The following is a 24,724-nucleotide window of genomic DNA, read 5'->3' on the forward strand; positions in this document are numbered from 1 at the left end:
ACTTCATGGCCGGCAGCAAATGCCTTGCGCTGATCGCGCATGACCAGAAGAAGGACGACATGGCGGCTTTCGCCCGCGCCAATCAGGACCTTCTTTCACACTGGAAGATCGTCGCGACGGGTACCACCGGCGGTCGGGTGCTCGATGCTGCTCCCGATCTCGACGTCATCAGGCTGAAAAGCGGGCCGCTCGGCGGCGACCAGCAGATCGGCGCGCTGATCTCGACCGGCGAAGTCGACGCGCTGATTTTCTTCGTCGACCCGCTGACGCCGATGCCGCATGATGTCGACGTGAAGGCGCTGATGCGGCTCGCCATCGTCTACGACATTCCGATGGCGCTCAACCTCGCGACCGCTATAAAGCTCCTACCCACCCTCGAAGCCTGATCAGCACGGAACCGGCCATGCCCAAACCCAGCCACAGCACCGCTCCGCTTCCCTTCCCGATCCTGATCGGCGATATCGGCGGCACCAATGCCCGCTTCTCTATCCTCAGCGATGCCTATGCCGAGCCGAAACAGTTTCCGAACGTGCGCACGGCGGATTTCGCCACGATCGACGAAGCGATCCAGAAGGGCGTGCTCGACAAGACGGCGGTGCAGCCGCGCTCGGCGATCCTCGCTGTCGCCGGCCCGATCAACGACGATGAGATCCCCCTGACCAATTGCGACTGGGTGGTGCGGCCGAAGACGATGATCGAGGGCCTCGGCATCGAGGATGTGCTCGTCGTCAACGATTTCGAGGCGCAGGCGCTGGCGATTGCCGCCCTATCGGATGAAAACCGCGAACGCATCGGCAGCGCCAGCGGCGATATGGTCGCCTCGCGCGTTGTGCTCGGTCCCGGTACCGGCCTCGGCGTCGGCGGGCTTGTGCATGCCCAGCATACTTGGATCCCGGTTCCCGGCGAAGGCGGCCATATCGATCTCGGGCCGCGCAGCAAGCGCGATTATGAGATCTTTCCGCATGTCGAGACCATCGAAGGCCGTGTTTCGGCCGAACAGATCCTCTGCGGACGCGGCCTCGTCAATCTCTACAACGCCATCTGCGTGGCAGACGGCATCCAGCCGACGATGAAGGATCCGGCCGAGATCACCTCGCACGCGCTGGCGGTTAGCGACAAGGCGGCCGTTGAGACCGTTTCGCTGTTTGCCACCTATCTCGGCCGCGTGGCAGGCGACATGGCGATGGTGTTCATGGCGCGCGGCGGCGTCTACCTCTCCGGCGGCATCTCGCAAAAGATCCTCCCGGCGCTGAAGAAACCGGAATTCCGCCAGGCTTTCGAGGACAAGGCGCCGCATAGCGCGCTGCTTCGCACGATCCCCACCTATGTCGTGACCCATCCGCTGGCGGCGCTCGCAGGGCTTTCGTCCTATGCGCGCATGCCTGCTAATTTCGGGGTATCGACGGAAGGCCGCCGCTGGCGGCGCTGAGCCTAGCGCGCGTCCCTCGGGATGCGCCGCGCTCTAGCCAAACCAGTCCCAACTCTTTATAGAGCCGGCCACGGTGCGCGCCACGTCCACGACGCGCCCATTCTCGGACAGGAAGCTTGATATTTGGAAGCCGTGGAAAGCAGAAAGCAGAGCGTCAGCAGCGATACCGTAACCGGCATCCTGAAGCGCATCATCGCTGAAAACGGCCGCGACCATCTCTGGGGTTATGTCTTCGCGATCGCCTGCCTCGTGGTCGTGGCGCTTTCGACGGCATTCACCGCCTGGATCATGCGGGCGATCATCGACGAAGCCTTCGCCAACCGCCGCGCCGATGTCGTCTGGATCATCTGTCTTTCGATCTTCGTCGCCTTCGTGCTGCGCGGCTTTGCCAGCTATGGCCAAGCTGTGGCGCTTTCCAAGGTCGGCAACAATATCGTCGCCCGCTATCAGCGCCGCCTCTATGCGCATCTGATGACGCTTTCCGTGGGCTTTTTCAGCGAGGCACGCTCGGCTCACATCGCAGCGCAGGTGAGCCAGAACGTCAGCGGCATCCGTGACGTGCTCAACCTGACGATCACCTCGACGGTGCGCGACCTCCTGACTTTCGTTTCGTTGATCGGCGTGATGGTCCTGCAGGACCCGCTGCTCAGCCTCGCCGTGTTCGTCATGGCGCCGCCGCTGCTCTATGCACTGCGTTATGTTTCCAAACGTCTTCGCTCGGCGACCCGTGAGGCCGTGCATCTGAACAGCCACGTGCTGGGGGCCATGCAGGAGACGATCCAAGGTATTGCCATCGTCAAAGCCTTTACGATGGAAGAGGAACTGGAGAACAAGGTCAACAAGCTCATCACGGCCGCCGAAAACCGGGCGAACCGGATTGCCCGGCTTTCCGAGCGAACCTCGCCGCTGACGGAGAGCTTCGCAGGCTTTGCCGTCGCCAGCGTGCTCGCCTATGCCGCCTATCGCTCGATCTATTACAATGTCGCCCCGGGCGCCTTCTTCTCCTTCGTAACGGCCCTGCTGCTTGCCTATGACCCGGCCCGCCGCCTTGCCCGCCTGCAGGTGCAGATGGAACGCGCCGTCGTCAATGCGCGGATGATCTACGAATTGCTCGACATGGAGCCGCGCCAGCGCGATCTGGCGGATGCCCGGCCGTTGACGGTGACACAGGCGCGCATTGAATTCCGCAATGTTTCCTTTGCCTACGGCAATGAAAGCGTGCTGAACAACGTGAGCTTTGTTGCCGAGGGCGGGGCGACCACGGCGCTCGTCGGCCCTTCGGGTGCGGGCAAATCCACCGTCATCAGCCTCATTCCGCGCTTCTACGATCCGCGCGAAGGCGAAATCCTGATCGACGGACAGGATATTGCCCACGTCACCAAGAAGTCGCTGCGCCACCAGCTCGCCTATGTCTCGCAGCAGCCCTACCTGTTCGAGGGCACGATCCGCGACAATATCCGCTACGGCCGGCCGGAAGCGACCGATGCCGACGTGGAAGGGGCGGCCCGGCTGGCCTATGCGCATGACTTCATCTCAGCGCAGCCGCAGGGCTACGATACCCCTGTCGGCGAAAACGGCGTGACGCTTTCGGGCGGCCAACGCCAGCGGCTTTCGATCGCCCGCGCTTTGGTGCGCAACGCGCCGATCCTGCTGCTCGACGAAGCGACCTCCGCCCTCGACACCGAATCCGAGGCCGCCGTGCAGAAGGCGCTCGACGAGGCGATGACCGGACGCACCGTCGTTGTCATTGCCCATCGACTTTCGACCGTGGTGCGCGCCGACAAGATCGTCGTCATGCAGCAGGGCCGGGTCGTCGAGGAGGGCAATCATGAGACGCTTGCGAAGGTCAGCGACGGTCTTTACGCTCGCCTCAACAACCTGCAGAGGCCCTCGGCCTCGGATTCATACTAACATGGCGAGACTGACATGAGCGATGCTGCGATGAAACTGGTGGTGGTCGGCGCAGCTGGACGCATGGGGCAGACGCTGATCCGGCTGATTCATTCGATCGAAGGCGTGACGCTGCATGCCGCGATCGAGCGCGCCGGCTCCCCATTCGTCGGCAAGGATGCCGGTGAGATTGCCGGACTCGGGCCGACCGGCGTCATCATCGGCGACGACCCGCTCCAGGCCTTCCTTCATGCCGAAGGCGTAGTCGACTTCACCGCGCCTGCCGCCACGGTGGAGTTTTCCGGTCTCGCCGCTCAGGCCCGCATCGTTCATGTTGTCGGTACGACGGGCTGCTCGAGCGAGGACAACGCGAATATCGCCGCCGCGGCCCGCCATGCCCGCATCGTCAAGTCGGGCAATATGAGCCTCGGCGTCAATCTGCTGAGCGTGCTGACCCGGCAGGCCGCGCGGGCGCTCGAGCCCGCCGACTGGGATATCGAGATCCTGGAAATGCACCACAAGCACAAGGTGGACGCGCCTTCCGGCACCGCCCTCCTCCTCGGCGAGGCCGCGGCCAAGGGGCGCAACATCGACCTCGCTTCGAAATCGGTCAGGGTGCGCGACGGCCATACCGGCGCCCGCGAGGCGGGCACGATCGGTTTTGCGACGCTGCGGGGCGGCTCGGTCATAGGCGAGCATTCCGTGCTTTTCGCCGGAGAAGGCGAAATCGTCACCCTGTCGCACAGCGCGGCCGACCGTTCTATCTTCGCGCGCGGCGCCATCAAAGCCGCGCTCTGGGCGCGCGACAATAAGCCGGGTCTCTATTCCATGCTCGACGTGCTCGGGCTTTCTTCCCAATAAGGATACTACGGAGGCATATTCATGAGCGGTACCCTCGTCCTCGTTCGCCACGGCCAGAGCGACTGGAACCTGAAGAATCTCTTCACCGGCTGGAAGGACCCTGACCTGACGGAACTTGGCGTCCAGGAAGCCAAGGACGGCGGCGCTGCGCTTGCCGAATACGGGATCAAGTTCGACGTCGCCTATACCTCGGCGCTGGTGCGCGCGCAGCACACGCTGAAGCTCATCCTCGACAAGGTCGGCCAGCCCGATCTCGAAACCATCCGCGACCAGGCGCTGAACGAGCGCGACTACGGCGATCTCTCCGGCCTCAACAAGGACGATGCGCGCGCCAAATGGGGCGAGGAACAGGTGCATATCTGGCGCCGTTCCTACGACGTGCCGCCGCCCGGCGGTGAAAGCCTGCGCGATACCGGCGCCCGCGTCTGGCCCTACTATCTCACCGAGATCCTGCCGCGCGTGCTGCGCGGCGAAAAGGTGCTGGTGGCCGCACACGGCAATTCGCTGCGTTCGCTGGTCATGGTGCTCGACAAGCTGACCAAAGAAGGCGTGCTCGCCCTCAACCTCGCGACCGGCGTTCCCATGGTTTACAAGCTGAACGCGGATTCCACCGTCGCCTCCAAAGAAGTGCTGGGCGATATGTCCGGCGCACACTGAATTCTGTGAGGCGTGCCACCGAACGGGTCGGCGCGCCTTGTCTCAATTCCTGGCCTCAGTTCTCGATCGTGAACTGCACTCGGTCGGCTGCGAAGCGGCTTATCGAATATTGCACCGGCACGCCGTCGAGATCGGTGTTCATCGCCTTGGCGATCAGCAGGATCGCGCCGGGAGTGAGTTCCAGATCTGCAAGGTCGGCTGTCGCAGCATGGGCGGCTGTTATCTCGGTCGTCGCCCGGACGTAGTCCCCGAGGCCGAGCTCGGCGAAAGCCTTGGTGATCGATTCGTGCTTGCGGTAGGACTCACCGATCCCGGCGAAACGTTCGGCGGGAAACCAGCTCGTCGCCTTTGAAACCGGCCGCCTGTCGGCATGGCGCAATGTTTCCAGCCGGATCACTTGCTCACCCTGTTTCAGGCCCAGCCAACGGGCAACGTCGGCGCTCGCCTCCTCCTGCGCCTCATCGAGCAGAAGGCCGCGCATCTCGCGCGCCTGATCGCCGATGCCGGCGGTGAAACGCGTGCGCCGGGTGATCGGGAAATTCAGCCGCTCCTTGCGCTCGATCAGCGTGCCGCGACCTTGCACAGCACGCACGATTCCCTCCTGCGCCAGCGCAGCCAGCGCACTGCGAACCGTATGGCGGTTGACGCCGAATTGCAGCGCCAGCACCATTTCCGGCGGCACCATTCCGGTTTCGTCATAGGCTCCGTTGCCGATCGCCTCGCGAATCCGATCGGCGATCTGACGCCACAGCGCCACACCCGTCTGCCTCTGCACCTGCTTCAGTCCTGCCATTCCGCCCTGCCCTGCTCACAATGTCACACGCTTGTCACGACACCGATTTAAGGCTAGGTATAGCTTGTATGGTTGTCTATATCAATGGACATTTCGAGGAAGAGCAGCGATGATATCAGCGGACAAGACAGACGCCGCCTCACAGACGGTCTTGGAGCGCAAACGCGCCGCCGATCTGCTGGCGCGTGCGGAACGGAGCGAACTCCAGGCGGCCTGGGACGCGTTGCCGCAAAAGCCCGTGACTTATCCGGTGCGCGGACCGGAGACGGGACTGGTGATGGTGCGCGGCCGCGTCGGCGGCGGCGGAGCTCCCTTTAATCTCGGCGAGGTGACGGTGACGCGCGCAACGGTGCGGCTCGAGTCCGGCTCCATCGGTCATGCGCAGGCGCTCGGCACCGACCGGGAGAAGGCCCGTCTTGCGGCGATCTTCGACGCGCTCTGGCAGGAAGAGGCGACCAGAGATTTCGTCGAACAGGCGCTGCTTTTGCCGATCGAGGAAAGGATCGCCACCACCGAACGTCGCAAGGCGGATGAGACGGCGGCAACCCGCGTCGACTTCTTCACCGTGGTGCGGGGGGACAACTGATGGGTCTGACGACAGAAGTTTTTACCGGTGGCTTTACCGATCCGGTTTTCCACGCGCAGAGCGTCTTCAAGATGCTGATGGACGGCATGGCCCGCCCCGGCACCGTCCAGACCGTTGAGCCCGAGATCGACCCGCCGGCGCCGCTCGGTGTTGCCGCCGGCACGATCGCGCTCACTCTTTGCGACCATGACACACCAGTCTGGCTGACCTCGGGACTGGCGAAAGCCGCTATGCCGGACTGGCTCGGCTTCCACACCGGCGCCCCGCTGACCGCCGAAAAGGCGGATGCGCGCTTTGCCTTCATCGAGGCGGGCACTGCACTTTGCTCCTTCGGCCTGTTTGCGTCAGGCACGCAGGAATATCCCGACCGCTCGACGACTGTCGTCATCGAGCTTCCCGACCTCGAAGGCGGACGCAGGCTGGCGCTGATCGGCCCCGGCATCCAAAACGTGACCGAGATCGCGCCGGCCGGCCTGCCGGAGACATTCCTGCGGCTCTGGACCGAGAACCGCGCGCTTTTTCCGCGCGGCATCGACATCGTGCTGACATCGGGCAAGCGCTTTGTCTGCCTGCCTCGCACCACCAAGATCACAGCAACGGAGATCTGAGCTCATGTATGTTGCCGTCAAGGGTGGCGAGGCCGCCATTGCCAATGCCCACCGTCTGCTCGCCGACCGTCGCCGCGGTGACCGGTCGCTGCCAGCGATCGGCATCGACCAGATCGTCGAACAACTCGCCCTCGCCGTCGACCGCGTCATGGCCGAGGCCTCGCTTTTCGACCGGACTCTCGCAGCGCTGGCCGTCCGTCAATCGCGCGGCGACATGATCGAGGCGATCTTCCTGCTGCGCGCTTACCGCACGACGCTGCCGCGCTTCGGTTATTCCAGACCGCTCGACACGGCTGGCATGGCGATCGAACGCCGTATCTCGGCGACCTACAAGGATCTGCCGGGCGGCCAGCTGCTCGGCCCCACCTTCGACTATACCCACCGGCTGCTCGATCCCTCCCTGCTTGAGGACGAAGCGGTCGAGGCGCCGGCCCAGCGTCCGGCCGAGACCGGCCGCGTCATGCGCGTCTCCGAAATCCTCGGCGAGGAGGGCCTGATCGAGGCCGACGGCGACATGCCCGAGGACAACGAGATCGGCGACCTGACCCGCGAGCCGATGGAATTCCCGATGACCCGCGATCTGCGCCTACAGGCGCTTGCCCGCGGCGACGAGGGCTTCCTGCTGGCGCTCGGTTATTCAACCCAGCGCGGCTACGGCCGCAACCATCCTTTCACCGGGGAGATCCGCATCGGCGAAGTCGAGGTGGAATTCGACGTGCCTGAGCTCGGTTTCGCGGTCTCGCTCGGCACGATCCAGATCACCGAATGCCAGATGGTCAACCAGTTTAAGGGCTCGGCGAAGGCGCCGCCGCAATTCACCCGCGGCTACGGTCTGGTCTTTGGCCAGAGCGAACGCAAGGCGATGGCAATGTCGCTGGTCGATCGGGCCCTTCGCGCCGAAGAGCTCGGCGAGGATATCACCGCGCCGGCACAGGACGAGGAATTCGTCATTTCACACTCCGACAACGTTCAGGCAACGGGTTTCGTCGAGCATCTGAAGCTTCCGCATTATGTGGATTTCCAGGCCGAACTCGATCTCGTCCGCCGCATGCGTCGCGAATTTGAAGCCGCCCGCAACGGCGGCGAAGAGATGAAGGAAGCCGCCGAATGAGCGATCTCGCCAGCTACAACTTCGCCTATCTCGACGAACAGACCAAGCGGATGATCCGCCGCGCCATCCTGAAAGCCATCGCCATTCCCGGCTACCAGGTACCCTTTGCCAGCAGAGAAATGCCGATGCCTTACGGGTGGGGCACCGGCGGCGTGCAGGTGACCGCTTCGATCATCGGGCCGGATGACGTTCTGAAAGTCATCGACCAGGGCGCCGATGACACGACCAACGCTGTCTCCATCCGCGCCTTTTTCCAGAAGGTCGCCAATGTCGCGGTGACGACGCGCACCAGCGATGCGACGATCATCCAGACGCGCCACCGCATCCCGGAAGAGAAGCTCGGGCCCGGCCAGGTGCTCGTCTATCAGGTGCCGATCCCCGAGCCGCTGCGCTTCCTTGAGCCGCGCGAGACCGAGACGCGCAAGATGCATGCGCTCGAGGAATACGGCCTCATGCATGTGAAGCTCTATGAGGATATCGCCCGCAACGGCCGCATCGCCACGACCTATGCCTATCCGGTCAAGGTGCATGGCCGCTACGTGATGGATCCCTCGCCGACGCCGAAATTCGATAATCCGAAGATGCACAAGTCGGAAGCGCTGCAGCTTTTCGGCGCCGGCCGCGAAAAGCGAATCTATGCGGTGCCGCCCTATACCGATGTCGTCAGCCTGGATTTCGAAGACCATCCCTTCGAGATCCAGCGCTTCGACAGGCCCTGCGCGCTCTGCGGCGCAGAGGATGTCTACCTCGACGAGGTCATCCTCGACGATAAGGGCGGGCGCATGTTCGTCTGCTCCGATACCGACCATTGCGAAGACCGCCGAGCCCAGGGGCATGCCGGCGAAATGCTGGCCCGGGAGGCTGCAGAATGACCGATATACCGCTTCTCAAGGTCAACGACCTCTCGAAGTTCTACGGCAAACGCATCGGCTGCCGGAACGTCTCCCTCGAGCTCTGGCCCGGCGAAGTGCTGGCCATCGTCGGCGAATCCGGCTCCGGCAAGACGACGCTGCTCAACTGCATCTCCACCCGGTTGATGCCGACGACCGGCAGCGTCGAATACCACATGCGCGATGGCAACTACCGCGACCTCTACCGCATGAACGAGGCGGAGCGCCGATTCCTGATGCGCACGGACTGGGGTTTCGTGCACCAGAACCCGGCCGATGGATTGCGCATGACCGTATCGGCGGGTGCCAATGTCGGTGAACGGCTGATGGCGATCGGCGACCGGCACTACGGCAAGATCCGCTCTACCGCCATCGACTGGCTCGAACGCGTCGAGATCGACGCTGACCGCATCGACGACCAGCCGCGCGCCTTTTCCGGCGGCATGCGCCAGCGCCTGCAGATCGCCCGCAATCTCGTCACCGGTCCGCGCCTGGTCTTCATGGATGAACCCACAGGCGGCCTCGACGTATCGGTGCAGGCGCGCCTGCTCGATCTCGTGCGCGGCCTCGTCAACGATCTCGGCCTCTCGGCCATCGTCGTCACCCACGATCTCGCCGTCGCTCGCCTGCTCTCGCACCGCATGATGGTGATGAAGGACGGCTACGTCATCGAACAGGGTCTTACCGACCGCGTGCTCGACGATCCCAGAGAGCCTTACACGCAGTTGCTCGTCTCCTCGATCCTGCAGGTCTGAGCTAGAAACCAGGAAACCCAAATCATGCCAACGCCCCTCGTCGTCTCCGAAGTCTCGAAGAGCTTCACCATGCACCTGCGCGACGGCATCAGGCTGCCTGTCGTCTCGGATGTCGCCTTCTCGGTATCTGCGGGTGAATGCGTCGTGCTCGGCGGCCCCTCGGGCATCGGCAAGAGCTCGCTGCTCAAGATGATCTACGGCAATTATGCCGTCGACACCGGTCAGATCCTCATTCGCCACCACGGGCGGATCGTCGATCTCGCCTCCGCCGATCCACGCACCGTGCTCACCGTTCGCCGCAATACGCTCGGCTATGTCAGCCAATTCCTGCGCACTGTGCCGCGCGTGGCGACAATCGACGTGGTGGCCGAGCCGCTCGTGGCGCGCGGCGAAGATGTCGTCGTTGCACGGGAAAAGGCAGGCGCCCTGCTCGCCAGGCTCAACTTGCCGGAAGCGCTGTGGCAGCTGCCGCCCGCCACCTTCTCCGGTGGCGAGCAGCAGCGCGTCAACATCGCCCGAGGCTTCATCACCGAGCATACGATCCTGCTCCTCGATGAACCCACAGCCTCGCTCGATGCGAAAAATCGCGCCGTTGTCGTCGGCATGATCGCGGAGAAGAAGAAGGCGGGCGTCGCCCTTCTCGGCATCTTCCACGACGAGGAAGTGCGCGAGGCCGTCGCCGACCGCATCCTCGACGTCCAGCAGTTCTCTCCTCGGAAGATCGCCGCATGAGCCGCCAGTTGGGTACCGAGCCCTATATCCACGAAACGGCTGATGTCAGCGACTCTATCTTTGGGCGCTACACCGAGGTCTCAGAACGCTGCCGCATTAGCGAAGCCACCTTCGGCGACTATTCCTACATCATGCAGGACGGGGCCGTCTGGTGCGCGACGATCGGCAAGTTCGTCAATATCGCCGCCGCCGTGCGCATCAACGCCACCAACCATCCGACCTGGCGCGCGACCCTGCATCATTTCACCTATCGCGCCGCCGACTACTGGCCCGACGCCGACATGGAGACGGACTTCTTCGCCTGGCGGCGCGCAAACCGGGTGACGATCGGCCACGACGTTTGGATCGGCCATGGTGCGACCATCTTGCCCGGCGTCAAAGTCGGCAACGGCGCCGTTATCGGTGCCGGGGCCGTCGTATCGAAGGACGTTGCGCCATACACGATCGTCGGCGGTGTGCCGGCCAAGCTCATCCGCGAACGTTTCGCGAAAGAGATCGGCGAACGCATGGACAGACTTTCCTGGTGGGATTGGCAACACGACCGGTTGCGCCTGGCAAGATTTCCGCAACTTAAGCGTGGAAGATTTTCTAGCCCGCTACGAGGGCTAGACACCGCCTCCGCAGCGCGGAGATTTGTGACACTTCTTACACAAATCTGACATTTGAGGTTCATCAAGCGGGACTAATGCGGTGCTGACCAAGGCCTGAAGTGCAAGGGACCAGCATGATGTTCGAGCTGAAGGATGTCACCCGTCGTTTCGGAAAAAAGCTCGCCGTCGATGCCGTGACCCTCACCATTCCCCAGGGTCAGATGGTCGGCATCATCGGCCGCTCCGGCGCCGGCAAGTCGACGCTGCTGCGCATGATCAACCGCCTGCAGGAGCCGAGCTCCGGCTCCATTCATTTCGCCGGCGTCGAGGTCTCCGGGTTTCGAGGCCAGGCATTGCGCAACTGGCAGCGCGACTGTGCGATGATCTTCCAGCAGTTCAACCTAGTGCCGCGCCTCGATGTCCTGACCAATGTCATGCTCGGCCGCCTCAATCACCGCCCGACGCTTCTGAGCCTCCTCAACGTCTTCACCCGCGAGGAGCGCGTGCATGCGATCGCGGCACTCGAACGCCTCGGCATCGAGCAGACGGCGCTGCAGCCGGCCGGCACGCTTTCCGGCGGCCAGCAGCAGCGCGTGGCGATCGCCCGCGCGCTGATGCAGAACCCGAAGATGGTGCTCGCCGACGAACCGATCGCCTCGCTCGATCCGCTGAACGCCAAGATCGTCATGGATGCGCTGCGCGACATCAACGAGCGTGAGGGCATCACCGTCATCACCAATCTGCATACGCTCGACACCGCCCGCAACTATTGTGAGCGCATCGTCGGCATGGCCGGCGGCCGCGTCGTCTTCGACGGCAAGCCCTCGGAGCTGACGGCCGAAGCAGTGAAGGAAATCTACGGCACGGACAAGGACGGCGCCGGCATCGACGAAACGATGACCTCGACCTCCATCAATATCGCTCCCGAGGGCGCCAACAATCAATCCGCCGGCGTCCAGCGGCTGGCGTTGGCTGGTCTCTGACAGAGGCGGCCGCGATCGAACGCCCGCGTTAAGGGCACACTTCTTCGTAACGGGAAGGCCGGAGACACCGGTCGATAGGAGAGAACGCATGTTGAAGAAAGCACTCTTTGCGGCAACGGCGCTGTTTGCGCTCGCCGGCGCCGCCAATGCCGCAGACCTCAAGGAATTCCGCATCGGCATCCTTGGCGGCGAAAATGAAACTGACCGCCTGCGCAACTATGCCTGCCTCGCCGACCACCTAAAGCAGGAATTCGGCTTCGAGAAGGTCTCGCTCTTCCCGGCCGCCGATTATGACGGCGTTATCCAGGGCCTGCTCGGCGGCACGCTCGACTTCGCCGAACTCGGCGCTTCCGGTTACGCCTCCGTCTACCTGAAGGATCCGAAGGCTGTTACGCCGATCCTGACGACGCAGCAGAAAGACGGTTCGACGGGTTATTACTCGATCGGCCTCGCACTGAAGTCCTCCGGCATCAAGACCATCAAGGACGCCAAGGGCAAGAAGCTCGGCTACGCCGATCCGGACTCCACCTCCGGTTACCTCGTGCCGCTGACTCAGATCCCGAAGGACACCGGCATGCCGAACGACAAGTTCTTTGCCTCGACCCAATTCAACGGCGGTCACGAAAACAACCTGCTTGCCGCCTATGACGGCAAGGTCGATGTCGCCGTCGACGACTCGTCGGGCATCGGCGACTTCAAGGATGGCTACACTTCCGGCACGTTCCGCAAGGAAGTCGACAAGGGCGCCGTCGATCCGAACAAGCTCGTTGAAGTCTGGCGTTCGCCGCTGATCCCGAACGGCCCGTTGGTCGTGCGCAACGCTCTCGGCCAGGAGTGGCAGACGAAGCTCGCAGCCTTCTTCACGGCCCTGCCGGAAAAGGATCACAAGTGTTTCTCGGCTGTCGAAGGCGGCGACTACAAGGGCTACGCTCCCGTCAAGCACGACTTCTACAAGGCCGTCGTCGAAGTTCGCAAGGCGGCCATCGGCGGCTGATCGCCTTTTGAATACGGGGGCGGCTGACAACGGCCGCCCTTTGTTTGTTATCCGCGGAGCGTCCATGACCATTGCCGACACACAGCCGCACATGCAGAGCACGCAGGAGATCGGCACCGCCTGGGACCGGATGGTCGCCAAGCGCCGCTTCTACACCGTGCTCGGCCTGGTTATCCTTATCGCGGCTTTCGTGAGCTCCGTCCGCTTTGCCGATGAGAGCAATGCCGGCCATTTCTTCGAACGCCTGCCGCACCTATTCGACTTCCTGAGCTGGCTCATCCCCAAGGATTGGAACGACGTCTGGCGCGCGATCTTCGACATAGCGAGCGTCAACGACAAGGGCGGCGAGGAATTCAACTTCATCAAAGGCCGCGTCTATATCTGGGGAGACTTCTACATCCCGGAATATTTCGAGCTGATGATCATCACGATCAACGTGGCGCTGATCTCGACTGTCATCGCCTTCGTCTTTGCCGTGCCCTTGAGCTTCTTTGCGGCGCGCAACCTGACGAGTTCGTGGCCGCTGCGCGTCTTCACCAAGCGGCTGATGGAATTCCTGCGCGCCTTCCCGGAAATCGTCATCGCCGGCCTGTTTTCGGCGATCCTGTCGATCGGGCCGGTCGCCGCCATCATCGCCATCACCCTGCACACGATCGGCGCGCTCGGCAAACTCTTCTACGAGGTTGCCGAAAACATCGACATGAAGCCGCATGAGGGGATGAAGGCCGTCGGCGCCAACTGGTGGGAGCGGGTGCGCTTCGCCGTCCTGCCGCAAGTGCTGCCGAATTTCACCTCCTATGCGCTGCTGCGCCTGGAGATCAACGTGCGCGCCTCGACCATCATCGGCGCCGTCGGCGGCGGCGGCATCGGCGAAGAGCTGAAGCTTTCGATCTCGCGCGGCTTCGGCGCAAAGACCGTTGCCCTCGTACTCCTGTTGTTCGTGACGATCATCGCCGCTGACCAGTTCTCCGCCTGGCTGCGCCGCCGTCTCGTCGGCGAACACGCCTTCCTTCTGCAACATTGAGGCCGCCATGACGGTGATCGACGCAAACCGCATGCATGAGATTGAAGCGCGCTATCCAGAATATTTCCACCGGTCGTTCCGCCAGCGTTTCGGCGGGCTGATGATCCTCAGTGCGAGCCTCCTCTACGGCCTCTACGCCGTCTGGTTCTTTGACCTGCCCAAGCTTCTTGCCGAAGCCCACTGGGAGCGCGTTGGCATCTATCTCAGCCAATGGGTGAGTTATGATGTGCAGCCGGACTTCCGCATCCAGGATGACGGCTCGATCGAGGTGCGTTATCCCCGCTTCTCGCCGCTCGGCGACAATCCGCATCCGGACTGGGTGGTCAACAATCCCGATGGCAGCATCACCGTTTCCGTCAGCGGCACCAGCCGCAGCATCACCGTTTCGAAGAGCGAAACGATCGTGACCGCGCACGGCGTCAGCGTCCCGGTCAACGTTTCGAGCGGCGCGCCCGAGGTGGTCGGCCCGGTGCCGAGCTGGATGACGGTCTATGACGACAACGTGCTCGCTGATCTCGGCTTTGCCGGCGACGTCAGCATTTCCGTCGATCGCGTGAAAGTTCGCAAGCGTTTCCTCGGCTGGGCAAATTTCCTCTTCGACACGCAATCGTCATTCTTCGACAAGCCGGTCGGCGACGTCCTTGGCCTCATTGTCTCCGGCCCGCGCATCAAGCCCGACCAGTCCAACCTGTCGCTCGCTTTCGATGACATCTGGAACAACAGCGAATGGCAGCACGGCGACGTCTGGACCAAGCTTTTCCAGACGATCGTCATGGCCTTTCTCGGAACGCTGCTCGGCTCCCTCGCCGCCTTCCCGCTCGCCTTTCTGGCGGCACGCAACATCACGCCGAACCGCATCATGAACCAGATTCTCAAGCGCTTCTTCGATTTCCTGCGCTCTGTCGACATGCTGATCTGGGCGCTTTTCCTGACACGCGCCTTCGGCCCAGGGCCGCTTGCCGGCAGCGGCGCGATCTTCCTCACCGAGACCGGCACGCTCGGCAAGCTTTATTCCGAGGGGCTCGAGAACATCGACAACAAGCCGCGAGAAGGCATCAAATCGACCGGCGCCCAGACGGTGCTCGTCCATCGTTACGGCATCATGCCGCAGATCGTCCCCGTCATCGTCAGCCAGACGCTCTACCAGTGGGAATCGAACGTGCGCGGCGCCACGATCATCGGCGCTGTCGGCGCAGGCGGCATCGGCCTCAAACTCTGGGAGGCAATGCGCACCAACGCCAACTGGGAAAACGTCGCCTATATGGTCATTCTGATCCTGATCGTCGTCTTCCTGTTCGACGCCGCATCGAACGCGCTGCGCCATCGGCTGATGGGCAAGAATTCGCACTGAGCACTCGATGAAGGCGGTGGCGGCGCGGCCGTCATCATCATTCTGTCACGGAAATCTTTTAGCCGGGAGCCTGCTTGCGGTTCGCCGCCAAATCACTGCACATTGCGCTCCCCGTTTCGACGATCCCCAGGACAAAAGCCTTGCGCTACGCTCTCTATTTTTCGCCGCCGAAGGATGATCCCCTGACCGGCGCGGCTTCGCTCTGGCTCGGCCGCGATGCTTTCACCGGCGAAACCTATCCTGCACCCGAACATCAGAGGCTGAGTGCGGCAGAGCAGTTCGAGCTGACCGCCGACCCGCGACGCTACGGCTTTCACGCGACGATCAAGGCGCCGTTTTCGCTTGCCGGTTCAGTCACCGAAAGGGATCTCATGGCCTTTGCCGAGGAGTTTGCCGCCCGGACCCCGGCCTTCGAGATACCCCAGCTCGTCCTCGGTCAGCTCGGTCGATTTTTTGCCCTTGTTCCGGCTTCTCTTCATCAACCTCTTCAAGATTTCGCAGCGAAGGTGGTAAAGTCCTTCGAGCCGTTCCGCGCAACGCTGTCCGAGGCCGATATCGCGCGCCGCAATCCGGAAAGGCTCAGCGACAGCCAGCGCGCCAATCTGCAGCGCTGGGGCTATCCTTACGTCATGGAGGATTTCGGTTTCCACATGACACTGAGCGGGCAGGTGCCTGCAGAGCGCGCCGAGGTCATGAGAGCAATCCTGGCGGAACGTTTTGCCGGTTTCACCGGCCGGCCGCTTTCGATCTCCGGTCTCGCCGTCTTCATCGAGGAGACGCGCGGCGCCCCGTTCAAAGTTCGTTCCTGGCTGCCCCTTGCCGGCGCCAAAAACTGAAAGACCTGACAATATGAGCAAAGAGACCGTCTTTTCCAACGCCCGCATCGTTCTCGAGGACGACATCCTTTCAGGATCGATCCTCATCCGCGACGGCAAGATCGCCGATATCTCTGAAGGCAATTCGGTAGCCGGCGAAGATTTCGAGGGGGATTACGTCATTCCCGGCCTTGTCGAACTGCATACCGACCATCTCGAAGGCCATTATCAGCCGCGTCCGGGCATCCGCTGGCACAAGACGGCTGCCGTCCAGGCGCATGACGCCCAGATCGTCACATCGGGCATCACGACGGTCTTCGACTGCCTGCGCATGGGCGCGGACGAGGACGGCGGGTTCGAACATGGCGAGATGCGAGAGATGGCCGACGCCATCCAATCGGCGGAGAAGGAAGGCAGGCTGCGCGCCGAACACCTCATCCACCTGCGCTGCGAGGTATCGGCCGACAATGTACTTGAACATTTCGCCGATTTCGAAAATGATCCGCATGTGCGGCTCGTCTCGCTGATGGATCATGCGCCCGGCCAGCGGCAGTTCCAGACGATGGATCAATACATCTTCTACTATCAGAAGAAGCGGGGCCTGAGCGACGAGGCCTTCGCCCGTTTCGTCGCCAAGCGCCAGGCGGAATCGGCGCGCAATTCGACGCCACATCGAAACGCCATCGCCAAGGTCTGCGCCGAGCGCGGCATCACGGTCGCAAGCCATGACGACGCCACACTCTCCCATGTCGACGAGGCGATCGACAATGGCGTGCGCCTTGCCGAGTTTCCGACCAGCTTCGATGCCGCCCGGGCATCGCACGAGCACGGCATGAGCGTGCTGATGGGGGCGCCGAACATCGTGCGCGGCAAATCCCATTCCGGCAACATCGCCGCCCGCGATCTCGCCGAAATGGGCGTGCTCGACGTTCTGTCCTCCGACTACGTGCCGCTGAGCCTGCTGCATGCACCCTTCATCCTTGCCGACGAGGTGGAAAGCATCACCCTTCCGAAAGCGATCGCGATGGTGACGTCGACGCCTGCCCGCACTGTCAGCCTCAATGATCGCGGCCGGATCGCGACCGGGCTGCGCGCCGATCTCGTCCGTGTCCACCGCTCGCACGGCGTGCCGGTGACACGCTCCGTCTGGCGCCAGGGACGCCGTGTCGCATGACGCCACACGAACCCCATGCGGCAGCAGGAGCCGAACGCGGCATCATGGTCGTCGTCGTCGGGCCGAGCGGCGCCGGCAAGGACACGCTGATGAACCTCGCTGCGCGGCGTTTTTCCGGCCGCGACAACGTCCATTTCGCCCGCCGCGTCATCACCCGCCACCGCGATGCCGGCGGCGAAGATCATCTTTCCGTCTCCCTCCAAGGCTTTGCCGCCATGGAGCAATCAGGCTCCTTCGCCGTGTGGTGGGAGGCGCATGGCCTGAAATACGGCATTCCGGCCGAAGTATCGGTGGCGCTGTCGAGAGGCCATATCGTCGTGGCCAACGGCTCGCGCTCGGCGCTTCACCGCTTCCAGGCCGCTTTCCCGCGGCTGAAGGTCATCAATGTCACGGCCCGCCCGGAAGTGCTCGCCAGCCGGCTGGAAGCGCGCGGCCGGGAGACACACGAGGACATCATGGCCAGGCTTGCCCGCGGCCCGCTGACCGTGCGCGGCGACTATGACGTGACGGAACTCGACAATAGCGGTTCGCTGGAAGAGGCCGAACAGAAGATGATCGCAATTCTGGACGAATTGCTGGCCGAAGTGCAGCGACCACAGTAGGGAGGCCAGGATGCGCCATCAAAGTCGTCGATTACGACACTTCCTGGCCACTGCTCTTTGCCGCAATCAGCGCCGAGGTCTCCGTCCTGCTCGGTGATCTCGTGCAGTCCATCGACCACATCGGCAGCACATCTGTGCCTGGACTTGCAGCCAAGCCGAAAATCGACCTCGATGTCGTCGTGGTATCTGACGACGCCTTACCGGCAGCGATAGAATTGGTACGCGCTGCCGACTTCGCATTTCACGGTGACCCTCACAGAGACGGCCGTTGGGTCTTTACCCGCAACCGCGAGGCTTGCGGGTACAGGCTCTATGTTTGCGCACCCGATAATCCCGCGCATCGGCAACGCATCCTGTTTCGCAACTACCTCAGAGACCATCCCGCAAAGGCCAAGGCCTATGCCGACCTCAAACGCCGCCTGGCCGCTGAGGCGGACGGCGATTGGGATTTCTATACCGGCGGCAAGTCAGCCTTCGTCGAGGAAACGATAAGATTGGCTACGTTGAAAACATGAAACCGGAATGCGCCGCGCACTCCGGCCATCGTCGATCAATCGCCCTCGCCGCGTCCGGATACGATCTCGCGTTTGCCGACGTGGTTTGCCGGGCCGACGAGACCTTCCTTTTCCATGCGCTCCACCAGGGAGGCGGCTCTGTTGTAGCCGATGCCGAGGCGGCGCTGGATATAGGAGGTTGAGCACTTCTTGTCCCGCATGACGACCTTGACGGCCTGCTGATAGAGCTCGTCACCGTCCTCGGCGCCCATAGCACTCTTGTCGAAGACGGCGCCGTCTTCTTCATTCTCGACGTCTTCCTCCTCGTCGGCCGTGACCGTATCCAGATATTCAGGACGGCCCTGCGTCTTCAGATGCGCGACGACTTTTTCGACCTCGGCATCGGAGACGAAGGGGCCATGGACACGGGCGATGCGGCCGCCACCCTGCATATGCAGCATGTCACCCTGTCCGAGCAGTTGCTCTGCGCCCTGCTCGCCGAGGATGGTGCGGCTGTCGATCTTCGAGGTGACCTGGAAGGAAATGCGGGTCGGGAAATTCGCCTTGATCGTGCCGGTGATAACATCGACCGACGGACGCTGGGTCGCCATGATCAGGTGAATACCGGCGGCACGCGCCATCTGCGCCAGACGCTGGATCGCACCTTCAATCTCTTTGCCGGCGACCATCATCAGATCGGCCATCTCGTCGACGATGACGACGATGTAAGGCATCGGCGCAAGATCCAGTTCCTGGCTTTCTTCGATCGGCGCACCGGTTCCCCTGTCGAAGCCGGTCTGAACCATGATATGGATGGTCTCGCCCTTTTCGCGCGCCTGGGAGACGCGGCCGTTATAGCCGTCGATGTTGCGCACGCCGAGGCGCGACATCTTGCGATAACGCTCCTCCATCTCGCGCACCGCCCATTTCAGCGCCATGACAGCCTTTTTCGGATCGGTGACGACGGGCGTCAGCAGATGCGGAATACCGTCATAGACGGAGAGTTCGAGCATCTTCGGGTCGACCATGATCAGCCGGCATTGCTCCGGCGTCATGCGGTAGAGCAGCGACAGGATCATCGTATTGATGGCGACCGATTTGCCCGAACCGGTGGTGCCGGCGACGAGCAGATGCGGCATCTTTGCGAGCTCGGCGATCACAGGCTCACCGCCGATGGTCTTGCCGAGGCCGAGCGCCAGCTTATAGCCGCTCTTGTCGAAATCCTGGCTCTCGATCATCTCCCGGAAATAAACGGTTTCACGGGTGACATTCGGCAGCTCGATGCCGATGACGTTGCGGCCCGGGACCACGGCGACGCGGGCCGAAAGCGCCGACATCGAGCGGGCGATATCATCGACCAGGCCGATGACGCGCGACGACTTCACGCCGGGCGCCGGCTCGAATTCATAAAGGGTGACGACGGGGCCGGGGCGGACATGAATGATCTCGCCCTTGATGCCGAAATCCTCAAGCACGCTTTCCAGAAGACCGGCATTCTGCTCCAGCGTCTCCTGCGACATGATCTCGCCGAGACGTTCGGGCGGCTCCTGCAAAAGAGCGCGCGGCGGGAATTCATAACCTGATGCATCGATCTTTTCAGGCCTTGCTGCAAGGCGCGGCGACGGCAGGACTGCGGCGACCGGGGGCGTAGGCCGAGGCACAGAGGCGGCCTGAGGGACCGCCGTGACCTGAGGCATCGGCGCAGTCTGGGGCGCGACCTGAGGCGCAGGTGCAATCGCCGCCTCGCGGGTCCGCACGGGCCTTTCCAGGGAAATCGCCGCCGGCGGGCGCAGAGCCGCCGGCGCGGGCGCTGCAGCCTGCGGCTGGACCGGTCGGGATGCGGCCTGAGCGGGCTTCAGCGCGCCCGGACGCCATTCCATGACGCGAAACAGCGAGGTGATCGATTCGGGCGCGGTCTCGATCTTCGGAAGAATGATCGAGGGCGCGCGCACCGGTTCGCCCTCCTCGAACGCCATGACTTCCCAGAAGGCAAAATCGGAAATCGAAGACAGTTCGGAAGCAACGCGCAGGGTAGGAGCCTCCACCGCGGCTGCCGGCGGCTGCAGCGTCTCGATCTCAGCCTGCACTGCGGCAGGTTCAGCGGGCTCCGGCAGGTAGATATCGAAGGGCACGTCGACCGCGACCGGTTCTATCCGTATCGCCTGCTGTTCCGCTTCCGGTTCACTGCGAACGGGCTCGTTCGACGGGCGGCGGCGGCTGATCAGCGTTTCGGGCGTGCGGGTGAAGCGAACATTCGGCGCGAGCGAGAAGTTGCTCTGCCAGATCGGTGCCGGCGGCCTCTCGCCTGGATTTTCCTCCGGAAGCTCCGTTTCAATGCCGCTGGAAAAATCTGAGGCATCCGTCAAATTGGTTCTGGGAAAACGCATGCGTCCGCTACTCACTCATGCCTAACAAATTACGACCCTACCGGGATAGAAAAGGAAGGTTAATAAGTTCCTTCCAACCGTATCGTTCCGATACAGCCGAGGGAGGTACATGGCCGTGATTTCAATGAGTTAGGAGAAGCGGAAAAATCTTTTTCGTTGGGGGAGGCGGTTAATGCGCCTCGTCCCAATTGGTGGCGGCGCGGGCATCGACCTTGAGCGGCACGCGCATTTCGAGCGCCGGCATCGTGGCGTTTTCCATGACCGAGACAATGACCGGCATCGCCTTTTCGACATCCTCGTCCTCGACCTCGAAAATCAACTCGTCATGCACCTGCAGCAACATGCGCACACGCTCGGCAAGACCGGCTTCGGCGAGCGCCGGCTCCATCTTGATCATCGCCCGGCGAATGACGTCGGCCGCAGAGCCCTGGATTGGCGCATTGATTGCCGCCCGTTCGTTGAAGGCGCGCACCGAAGGGTTGGAAGAGCGGATTTCGGGATAGTTGATGCGGCGGCCGAAGATCGTTTCGACATAACCCTTGTCGCGGGCCATTGCCTTGCGGCTTTCCATATAGTCGCGGATGCCGGGGAAGCGCTCGAAATATTTTTTGATGTAGTCGCCGGCCTCCGAGCGTTCGATCGAAAGTTGGTTGGCGAGGCCGAAGGCGGAGATGCCGTAGATGATGCCGAAATTGATCGCCTTGGCACGGCGGCGCACTTCACCCGGCATGCCTTCGACCGGCACGCCGAACATTTCCGAAGCGGTCATGGCGTGAATGTCGACGCCGTCCTCGAAGGCCTTGGTCAGCTGCGGGATCTCGGCCACATGGGCAAGTACGCGCAGTTCGATCTGACTGTAATCGGCGGAAATCAGCTTGTGACCCGGCGTCGAGATAAAGGCGGTGCGGATTTTGCGGCCTTCTGCGGTGCGCACGGGAATGTTCTGCAGATTCGGCTCGGACGAGGACAGGCGCCCCGTGGTCGTCGAAGCCAGCGAATAGGAGGTATGGACCCGCCTGGTCTCCGGATGGACATAGCCCGGAAGCGCGTCGGTATAGGTGGATTTCAGCTTGGTGAGCTGGCGCCAATCGACGATCTTGCGCGGCAGCTCGAAACCGGCGGCGGCGAGATCCTCGAGCACCGAAGCGGAGGTCGACCATTGTCCGGTCTTCGTCTTGCTGCCGCCGGCAAGGCCCATCTTGCCGAACAGGATGTCGCCCAGCTGCTTCGGCGAACCGATATTGAACCGCTCGCCGGCGAGCTGGTAGATCTCGTCTTCCAGGCGCGCCGCACCCTGAGCCAGTTCGCCGGACAGCCGCGACAGGATCTGCCGATCGACCGTAATGCCACGCGCTTCCATGCGCGCCAGCACCGGCAGCAGCGGCCGCTCCAGCCGCTCGTAAACACTGGTCAGCCCCGCCGCCGTCAGCCGCGGCTTCAGCACCAGCCAGAGGCGCAGCGTCACGTCGGCGTCCTCGGCGGCATAATGGGTGGCGCGGTCGATATCGACCAGGTCGAAGGTGACGTTCGCCTTGCCGCTGCCCGCCACATCCTTGTAGGGGATCGGCGTATGGCCGAGGAATTTTTCCGAGAGCGGATCCATGCCGTGAGCGCCGGTGCCGGCGTCGAGCACATAGGAGATCAGCATCGTGTCGTCGAAACTCTTCGTCTCGATGCCATAGCGCTTCATCAAGAGGTAGTCGTATTTCAGGTTCTGGGCGACCTTGAGGACCGATTCGTCCTCCAGCAATGCCTTCAGCCGCGGCAAGGCTTCACCCATGGAAATCTGGTTTTCGGCCAGGCCGCCGCCGAGCAGATCGCCGACGCCATTCTTGTGGGCGAGCGGCACATAGGCGGCGCGAATCTTCGTGCCGGTGGGATCGCTGACATTGTCGGCGATCGCCATCGCAAAGCCGACAAGCTCGGCCTGCATCGCATCCAGCGACGTGGTCTCCGTGTCGAAAGCCATGAGGCCGGTGTCGCGCGCATCGGCGATCCATCGGTCGAGCGTCGCGAGATCGCGGATCGTCGCATAGTTTGAATGATCGAAGGGCAGCGCCGCAAAAGCCTCGGCCCGCGCCTTGGCGAGATCGGCCGGCGAAAAAGCGCCTTCGACACCGGCCTTCGCCTTCGCGCGAGGCGGCACGGGCACCGATTCGCCCGAAAAGTCCGGTATGCCGCCGGCAACAGGCTCCGGCTCGGCCGCATCGAGATCAGGACCATGGGCCGCCTTGCCCCACTCGATCGGGACCACCGCCGGTTCAATGGCGCTCGCATCGCAATCGCAGACTTCGGCGACGCGTCGGGTCAGCGACGTGAATTCCATCGTCTTCAGGAAGCCGATCAGTTTCGGGCCGTTTTGCGGTTCCAGTACCAGCGCGTCGAGATCGAGATCGAGCGGCACATCGGTGCGCAGGCGGACGAGTTCGCGCGAAAGCCTCGCCATCTCGATATTGGCAAGGATCATCTCACGCCGCTTGACCTGCTTGATCTCGGTGGCGCGCTCGAGCAGCGTGTCGAGATCGCCATATTCCTCGAGGAGCTGGGCTGCGGTTTTCGGGCCGATTCCCGGAATGCCGGGAACATTGTCCACGGAATCGCCGGTCATCGCCTGCAGGTCGATCATCTTTTCCGGCGGCACGCCCCATTTCTCGATGACGTCGGGAATGCCGATCTGCTTGTCCTTCATGCTGTCATACATGTGGACGTTCGGGGTGACGAGCTGCATCAGATCCTTGTCGGAGGAAACGATGGTGACGTCGGCGCCTGATGCTTCGGCCTGGCGGGCGTAGGTGGCGATGATGTCGTCGGCCTCGAAGCCTTCGGTCTCGATGCAGGGCAGATTGAAGGCGCGAGTCGCCTCTCTTATGAGGCCGAACTGCGGGATAAGCTCTTCCGGTGGGGCCGAACGGTTTGCCTTGTAGGCGTCGTAGAGATCCTTGCGGAATGTCTTAGCGGAATAGTCGAAAATGACGGCAAGATGGGTCGGCGTTACCCCTACATCTGTGTTGCGCGCATCCCTCAAGAGCTTCCACAGCATGTTGCAGAAACCGGAGACGGCGCCGACCGGAAGACCGTCGGTCTTGCGCGTCAGCGGCGGTAGTGCGTGAAAGGCCCGAAAGATGAAGCCGGAACCGTCGACTAGGAAGAGATGATCGCCTTTTTTCATGCGTGCATGGATAGCGCGGGCAGGAAACGAGGTCCATATAAAGTTCGGTGCGCCAAGAGCGGAAAGAATTTCCGCTCACCAAACTGTTACCGATTTGTAACGTACCGTGACCCTTGAAAAACCACATTCGTAGCTACAAATGCATGTCACCGGCGCTTGATCGCGTCGCGGGTCTGATTACCGGCTTGTCCCCCGCCGCATCAGGCTTGGACAAAGGCCTTATCCCCCTCTCCGGGCCTTTGTCCCCATTTTAAAGTCGCCATGGCCAACCTCCAGGTCATGGCGACTTTTGTTTTTCGGGTTCGCGCAGTTCTGATCGCAGCTTGCATTTTTTTGCAGCATCCTCTGCGATTTGCTGCATTGTCTCCGGCACGGTTTTGAGCCTAACTTGCGATCATGGCATTTAACCGCATGGATTCGGGAGCTTACCTTGCCAGCCAGCTGGCGAAGGGTTTTGCCCGCTCGCTGAACCAGCGTGCGATAGGGCTTGGTTTCTCCCCCGGCCAGTTTCCCATCCTGCTGGAACTCTGGGCCGAGGACGGGCTGACCCAGAAACAGCTTCTCGACCGAGTCGCTATCGAGCAGGCGACCATGGCCAATACGCTTTCGCGCATGGTCCGCGACGGGCTGATCGAGCGCCGGCCGCATCCCTCCGACAAGCGGGCGCAGCTGATTTTCCTGACGCCGAAGGCGCGTGCAATGGAGGCTGAGGCGATCGAGACCGCGCGTGAGGCGGACCTCGCGCTGTTCAAAGGCTTTCGCGGATTCGAACGCGAGCTGACGCTCGAATATATCCGCCGGCTGCTGGAAAACGCCAAGACGCTCTGAT

At 62.6% G+C, this 24,724-nt stretch carries 23 protein-coding genes and 1 pseudogene; 21 read left to right on the forward strand and 3 right to left on the reverse strand.

Annotation, left to right across the window (positions count from 1 at the left end; all coding sequences use genetic code 11):
* Positions 1 to 5: 5 nt before the first annotated feature.
* The 5 genes from AC13QO_RS01270 to AC13QO_RS01290 all read left to right on the forward strand — a co-directional run bounded on the left by AC13QO_RS01270 (position 6) and on the right by AC13QO_RS01290 (position 4,837).
* Complete coding sequence (locus AC13QO_RS01270; protein ID WP_085776563.1) at positions 6 to 386, forward strand: methylglyoxal synthase; 381 nt, start codon at positions 6 to 8, stop codon at positions 384 to 386.
* A 17-nt stretch (positions 387 to 403) separates the two neighbouring features.
* Complete coding sequence (locus AC13QO_RS01275; protein ID WP_085776562.1) at positions 404 to 1,429, forward strand: glucokinase; 1,026 nt, start codon at positions 404 to 406, stop codon at positions 1,427 to 1,429.
* Between the two features lie 123 nt (positions 1,430 to 1,552).
* On the forward strand, positions 1,553 to 3,340 hold the full coding sequence (locus AC13QO_RS01280) for an ABC transporter ATP-binding protein (protein ID WP_488539715.1): 1,788 nt from the start codon (positions 1,553 to 1,555) through the stop codon (positions 3,338 to 3,340).
* Positions 3,341 to 3,355: 15 nt separating this feature from the next.
* Positions 3,356 to 4,180, forward strand: coding sequence for a 4-hydroxy-tetrahydrodipicolinate reductase (dapB, locus tag AC13QO_RS01285; protein ID WP_085776560.1), 825 nt, complete (start codon positions 3,356 to 3,358; stop codon positions 4,178 to 4,180).
* 21 nt (positions 4,181 to 4,201) lie between these two features.
* Positions 4,202 to 4,837 carry a 2,3-bisphosphoglycerate-dependent phosphoglycerate mutase gene (locus AC13QO_RS01290; protein ID WP_085776559.1) on the forward strand — a complete coding sequence of 212 codons (636 nt, stop codon included), beginning with the start codon at positions 4,202 to 4,204 and terminating at the stop codon, positions 4,835 to 4,837.
* A 55-nt stretch (positions 4,838 to 4,892) separates the two neighbouring features.
* Here AC13QO_RS01290 and phnF read toward each other — a convergent pair whose 3' ends face one another.
* A complete protein-coding gene (gene phnF, locus AC13QO_RS01295; RefSeq protein WP_085776558.1) occupies positions 4,893 to 5,630 on the reverse strand; it encodes a phosphonate metabolism transcriptional regulator PhnF in 738 nt (245 codons plus the stop codon).
* Positions 5,631 to 5,739: 109 nt separating this feature from the next.
* On the opposite strand from phnF, the gene phnG reads away from it, so the two are divergent.
* From phnG to AC13QO_RS01370, 15 genes and pseudogenes are all read left to right on the forward strand, one after another.
* Positions 5,740 to 6,216 carry a phosphonate C-P lyase system protein PhnG gene (phnG, locus tag AC13QO_RS01300; protein ID WP_085776557.1) on the forward strand — a complete coding sequence of 159 codons (477 nt, stop codon included), beginning with the start codon at positions 5,740 to 5,742 and terminating at the stop codon, positions 6,214 to 6,216.
* Positions 6,216 to 6,824: a phosphonate C-P lyase system protein PhnH gene (gene phnH, locus AC13QO_RS01305; protein WP_085776556.1), complete on the forward strand. Its 609-nt coding sequence runs from the start codon at positions 6,216 to 6,218 to the stop codon at positions 6,822 to 6,824. The genes phnG and phnH overlap by 1 nt, the downstream gene beginning before the upstream one ends.
* A gap of 4 nt (positions 6,825 to 6,828) precedes the next feature.
* Positions 6,829 to 7,935, forward strand: coding sequence for a carbon-phosphorus lyase complex subunit (locus AC13QO_RS01310; RefSeq protein WP_085776555.1), 1,107 nt, complete (start codon positions 6,829 to 6,831; stop codon positions 7,933 to 7,935).
* A complete protein-coding gene (locus AC13QO_RS01315) occupies positions 7,932 to 8,807 on the forward strand; it encodes an alpha-D-ribose 1-methylphosphonate 5-phosphate C-P-lyase PhnJ (RefSeq protein WP_085776554.1) in 876 nt (291 codons plus the stop codon). The genes AC13QO_RS01310 and AC13QO_RS01315 overlap by 4 nt, the downstream gene beginning before the upstream one ends.
* Complete coding sequence (gene phnK, locus AC13QO_RS01320; RefSeq protein WP_085776553.1) at positions 8,804 to 9,580, forward strand: phosphonate C-P lyase system protein PhnK; 777 nt, start codon at positions 8,804 to 8,806, stop codon at positions 9,578 to 9,580. The genes AC13QO_RS01315 and phnK overlap by 4 nt, the downstream gene beginning before the upstream one ends.
* A 24-nt stretch (positions 9,581 to 9,604) precedes the next feature.
* Positions 9,605 to 10,312, forward strand: a complete 708-nt coding sequence (gene phnL, locus AC13QO_RS01325) for a phosphonate C-P lyase system protein PhnL (RefSeq protein ID WP_085776552.1) — start codon at positions 9,605 to 9,607, stop codon at positions 10,310 to 10,312.
* Positions 10,309 to 10,921 (forward strand): annotated as a pseudogene (locus tag AC13QO_RS01330) (DapH/DapD/GlmU-related protein). Before phnL ends, AC13QO_RS01330 begins: the two are co-directional and overlap by 4 nt.
* Before the next feature lie 118 nt (positions 10,922 to 11,039).
* Entirely contained in the window at positions 11,040 to 11,885 is an 846-nt protein-coding gene (gene phnC, locus AC13QO_RS01335; protein WP_198175523.1) for a phosphonate ABC transporter ATP-binding protein, read from the forward strand.
* A gap of 88 nt (positions 11,886 to 11,973) precedes the next feature.
* Positions 11,974 to 12,879, forward strand: a complete 906-nt coding sequence (gene phnD / locus AC13QO_RS01340; protein ID WP_085776549.1) for a phosphonate ABC transporter substrate-binding protein — start codon at positions 11,974 to 11,976, stop codon at positions 12,877 to 12,879.
* Positions 12,880 to 12,943: 64 nt separating this feature from the next.
* On the forward strand, positions 12,944 to 13,903 hold the full coding sequence (phnE, locus tag AC13QO_RS01345) for a phosphonate ABC transporter, permease protein PhnE (RefSeq protein WP_085776548.1): 960 nt from the start codon (positions 12,944 to 12,946) through the stop codon (positions 13,901 to 13,903).
* 7 nt (positions 13,904 to 13,910) lie between these two features.
* A complete protein-coding gene (phnE, locus tag AC13QO_RS01350) occupies positions 13,911 to 15,254 on the forward strand; it encodes a phosphonate ABC transporter, permease protein PhnE (RefSeq protein WP_085776547.1) in 1,344 nt (447 codons plus the stop codon).
* A gap of 140 nt (positions 15,255 to 15,394) precedes the next feature.
* Positions 15,395 to 16,090 (forward strand): DUF1045 domain-containing protein, encoded by a 696-nt coding sequence (locus AC13QO_RS01355; RefSeq protein WP_085779919.1) that lies wholly within the window; start codon positions 15,395 to 15,397, stop codon positions 16,088 to 16,090.
* 13 nt (positions 16,091 to 16,103) lie between these two features.
* On the forward strand, positions 16,104 to 17,243 hold the full coding sequence (locus AC13QO_RS01360; protein WP_085776546.1) for an alpha-D-ribose 1-methylphosphonate 5-triphosphate diphosphatase: 1,140 nt from the start codon (positions 16,104 to 16,106) through the stop codon (positions 17,241 to 17,243).
* Positions 17,240 to 17,845 (forward strand): phosphonate metabolism protein/1,5-bisphosphokinase (PRPP-forming) PhnN, encoded by a 606-nt coding sequence (gene phnN / locus AC13QO_RS01365; RefSeq protein WP_097600430.1) that lies wholly within the window; start codon positions 17,240 to 17,242, stop codon positions 17,843 to 17,845. Before AC13QO_RS01360 ends, phnN begins: the two co-directional genes overlap by 4 nt.
* Positions 17,815 to 18,360: a GrpB family protein gene (locus AC13QO_RS01370; protein WP_488539749.1), complete on the forward strand. Its 546-nt coding sequence runs from the start codon at positions 17,815 to 17,817 to the stop codon at positions 18,358 to 18,360. Before phnN ends, AC13QO_RS01370 begins: the two co-directional genes overlap by 31 nt.
* Before the next feature lie 35 nt (positions 18,361 to 18,395).
* On the opposite strand, the gene AC13QO_RS01375 is transcribed toward AC13QO_RS01370, so the two are convergent.
* A complete protein-coding gene (locus AC13QO_RS01375) occupies positions 18,396 to 20,726 on the reverse strand; it encodes a DNA translocase FtsK (protein WP_488539716.1) in 2,331 nt (776 codons plus the stop codon).
* Between the two features lie 169 nt (positions 20,727 to 20,895).
* The gene (polA, locus tag AC13QO_RS01380; protein ID WP_488539717.1) at positions 20,896 to 23,895 is read right to left on the reverse strand and encodes a DNA polymerase I; all 3,000 of its coding nucleotides are present in this window, start codon (positions 23,893 to 23,895) and stop codon (positions 20,896 to 20,898) included.
* A gap of 411 nt (positions 23,896 to 24,306) precedes the next feature.
* On the opposite strand from polA, the gene AC13QO_RS01385 reads away from it, so the two are divergent.
* Entirely contained in the window at positions 24,307 to 24,723 is a 417-nt protein-coding gene (locus AC13QO_RS01385) for a MarR family winged helix-turn-helix transcriptional regulator (protein WP_085776541.1), read from the forward strand.
* The last annotated feature ends 1 nt before the right edge of the window (position 24,724 follow it).

The organism is Rhizobium sp. CNPSo 3670, from assembly GCF_057784555.1.

Coding starts and splice junctions, on each gene's coding strand:
- phnE (WP_085776547.1), top strand. CDS start 13,911: ATGACGGTGATCGACGCAAACCGCATGCATGAGATTGAAGCGCGCTAT.
- AC13QO_RS01310 (WP_085776555.1), top strand. CDS start 6,829: ATGTATGTTGCCGTCAAGGGTGGCGAGGCCGCCATTGCCAATGCCCAC.
- AC13QO_RS01375 (WP_488539716.1), bottom strand. CDS start 20,726: ATGCGTTTTCCCAGAACCAATTTGACGGATGCCTCAGATTTTTCCAGC.
- polA (WP_488539717.1), bottom strand. CDS start 23,895: ATGAAAAAAGGCGATCATCTCTTCCTAGTCGACGGTTCCGGCTTCATC.
- AC13QO_RS01275 (WP_085776562.1), top strand. CDS start 404: ATGCCCAAACCCAGCCACAGCACCGCTCCGCTTCCCTTCCCGATCCTG.
- dapB (WP_085776560.1), top strand. CDS start 3,356: ATGAGCGATGCTGCGATGAAACTGGTGGTGGTCGGCGCAGCTGGACGC.
- AC13QO_RS01270 (WP_085776563.1), top strand. CDS start 6: ATGGCCGGCAGCAAATGCCTTGCGCTGATCGCGCATGACCAGAAGAAG.
- AC13QO_RS01385 (WP_085776541.1), top strand. CDS start 24,307: ATGGATTCGGGAGCTTACCTTGCCAGCCAGCTGGCGAAGGGTTTTGCC.
- phnF (WP_085776558.1), bottom strand. CDS start 5,630: ATGGCAGGACTGAAGCAGGTGCAGAGGCAGACGGGTGTGGCGCTGTGG.
- AC13QO_RS01290 (WP_085776559.1), top strand. CDS start 4,202: ATGAGCGGTACCCTCGTCCTCGTTCGCCACGGCCAGAGCGACTGGAAC.
- phnN (WP_097600430.1), top strand. CDS start 17,240: ATGACGCCACACGAACCCCATGCGGCAGCAGGAGCCGAACGCGGCATC.
- phnK (WP_085776553.1), top strand. CDS start 8,804: ATGACCGATATACCGCTTCTCAAGGTCAACGACCTCTCGAAGTTCTAC.
- phnE (WP_085776548.1), top strand. CDS start 12,944: ATGACCATTGCCGACACACAGCCGCACATGCAGAGCACGCAGGAGATC.
- phnL (WP_085776552.1), top strand. CDS start 9,605: ATGCCAACGCCCCTCGTCGTCTCCGAAGTCTCGAAGAGCTTCACCATG.
- phnH (WP_085776556.1), top strand. CDS start 6,216: ATGGGTCTGACGACAGAAGTTTTTACCGGTGGCTTTACCGATCCGGTT.
- phnD (WP_085776549.1), top strand. CDS start 11,974: ATGTTGAAGAAAGCACTCTTTGCGGCAACGGCGCTGTTTGCGCTCGCC.
- phnC (WP_198175523.1), top strand. CDS start 11,040: ATGTTCGAGCTGAAGGATGTCACCCGTCGTTTCGGAAAAAAGCTCGCC.
- phnG (WP_085776557.1), top strand. CDS start 5,740: ATGATATCAGCGGACAAGACAGACGCCGCCTCACAGACGGTCTTGGAG.
- AC13QO_RS01315 (WP_085776554.1), top strand. CDS start 7,932: ATGAGCGATCTCGCCAGCTACAACTTCGCCTATCTCGACGAACAGACC.
- AC13QO_RS01360 (WP_085776546.1), top strand. CDS start 16,104: ATGAGCAAAGAGACCGTCTTTTCCAACGCCCGCATCGTTCTCGAGGAC.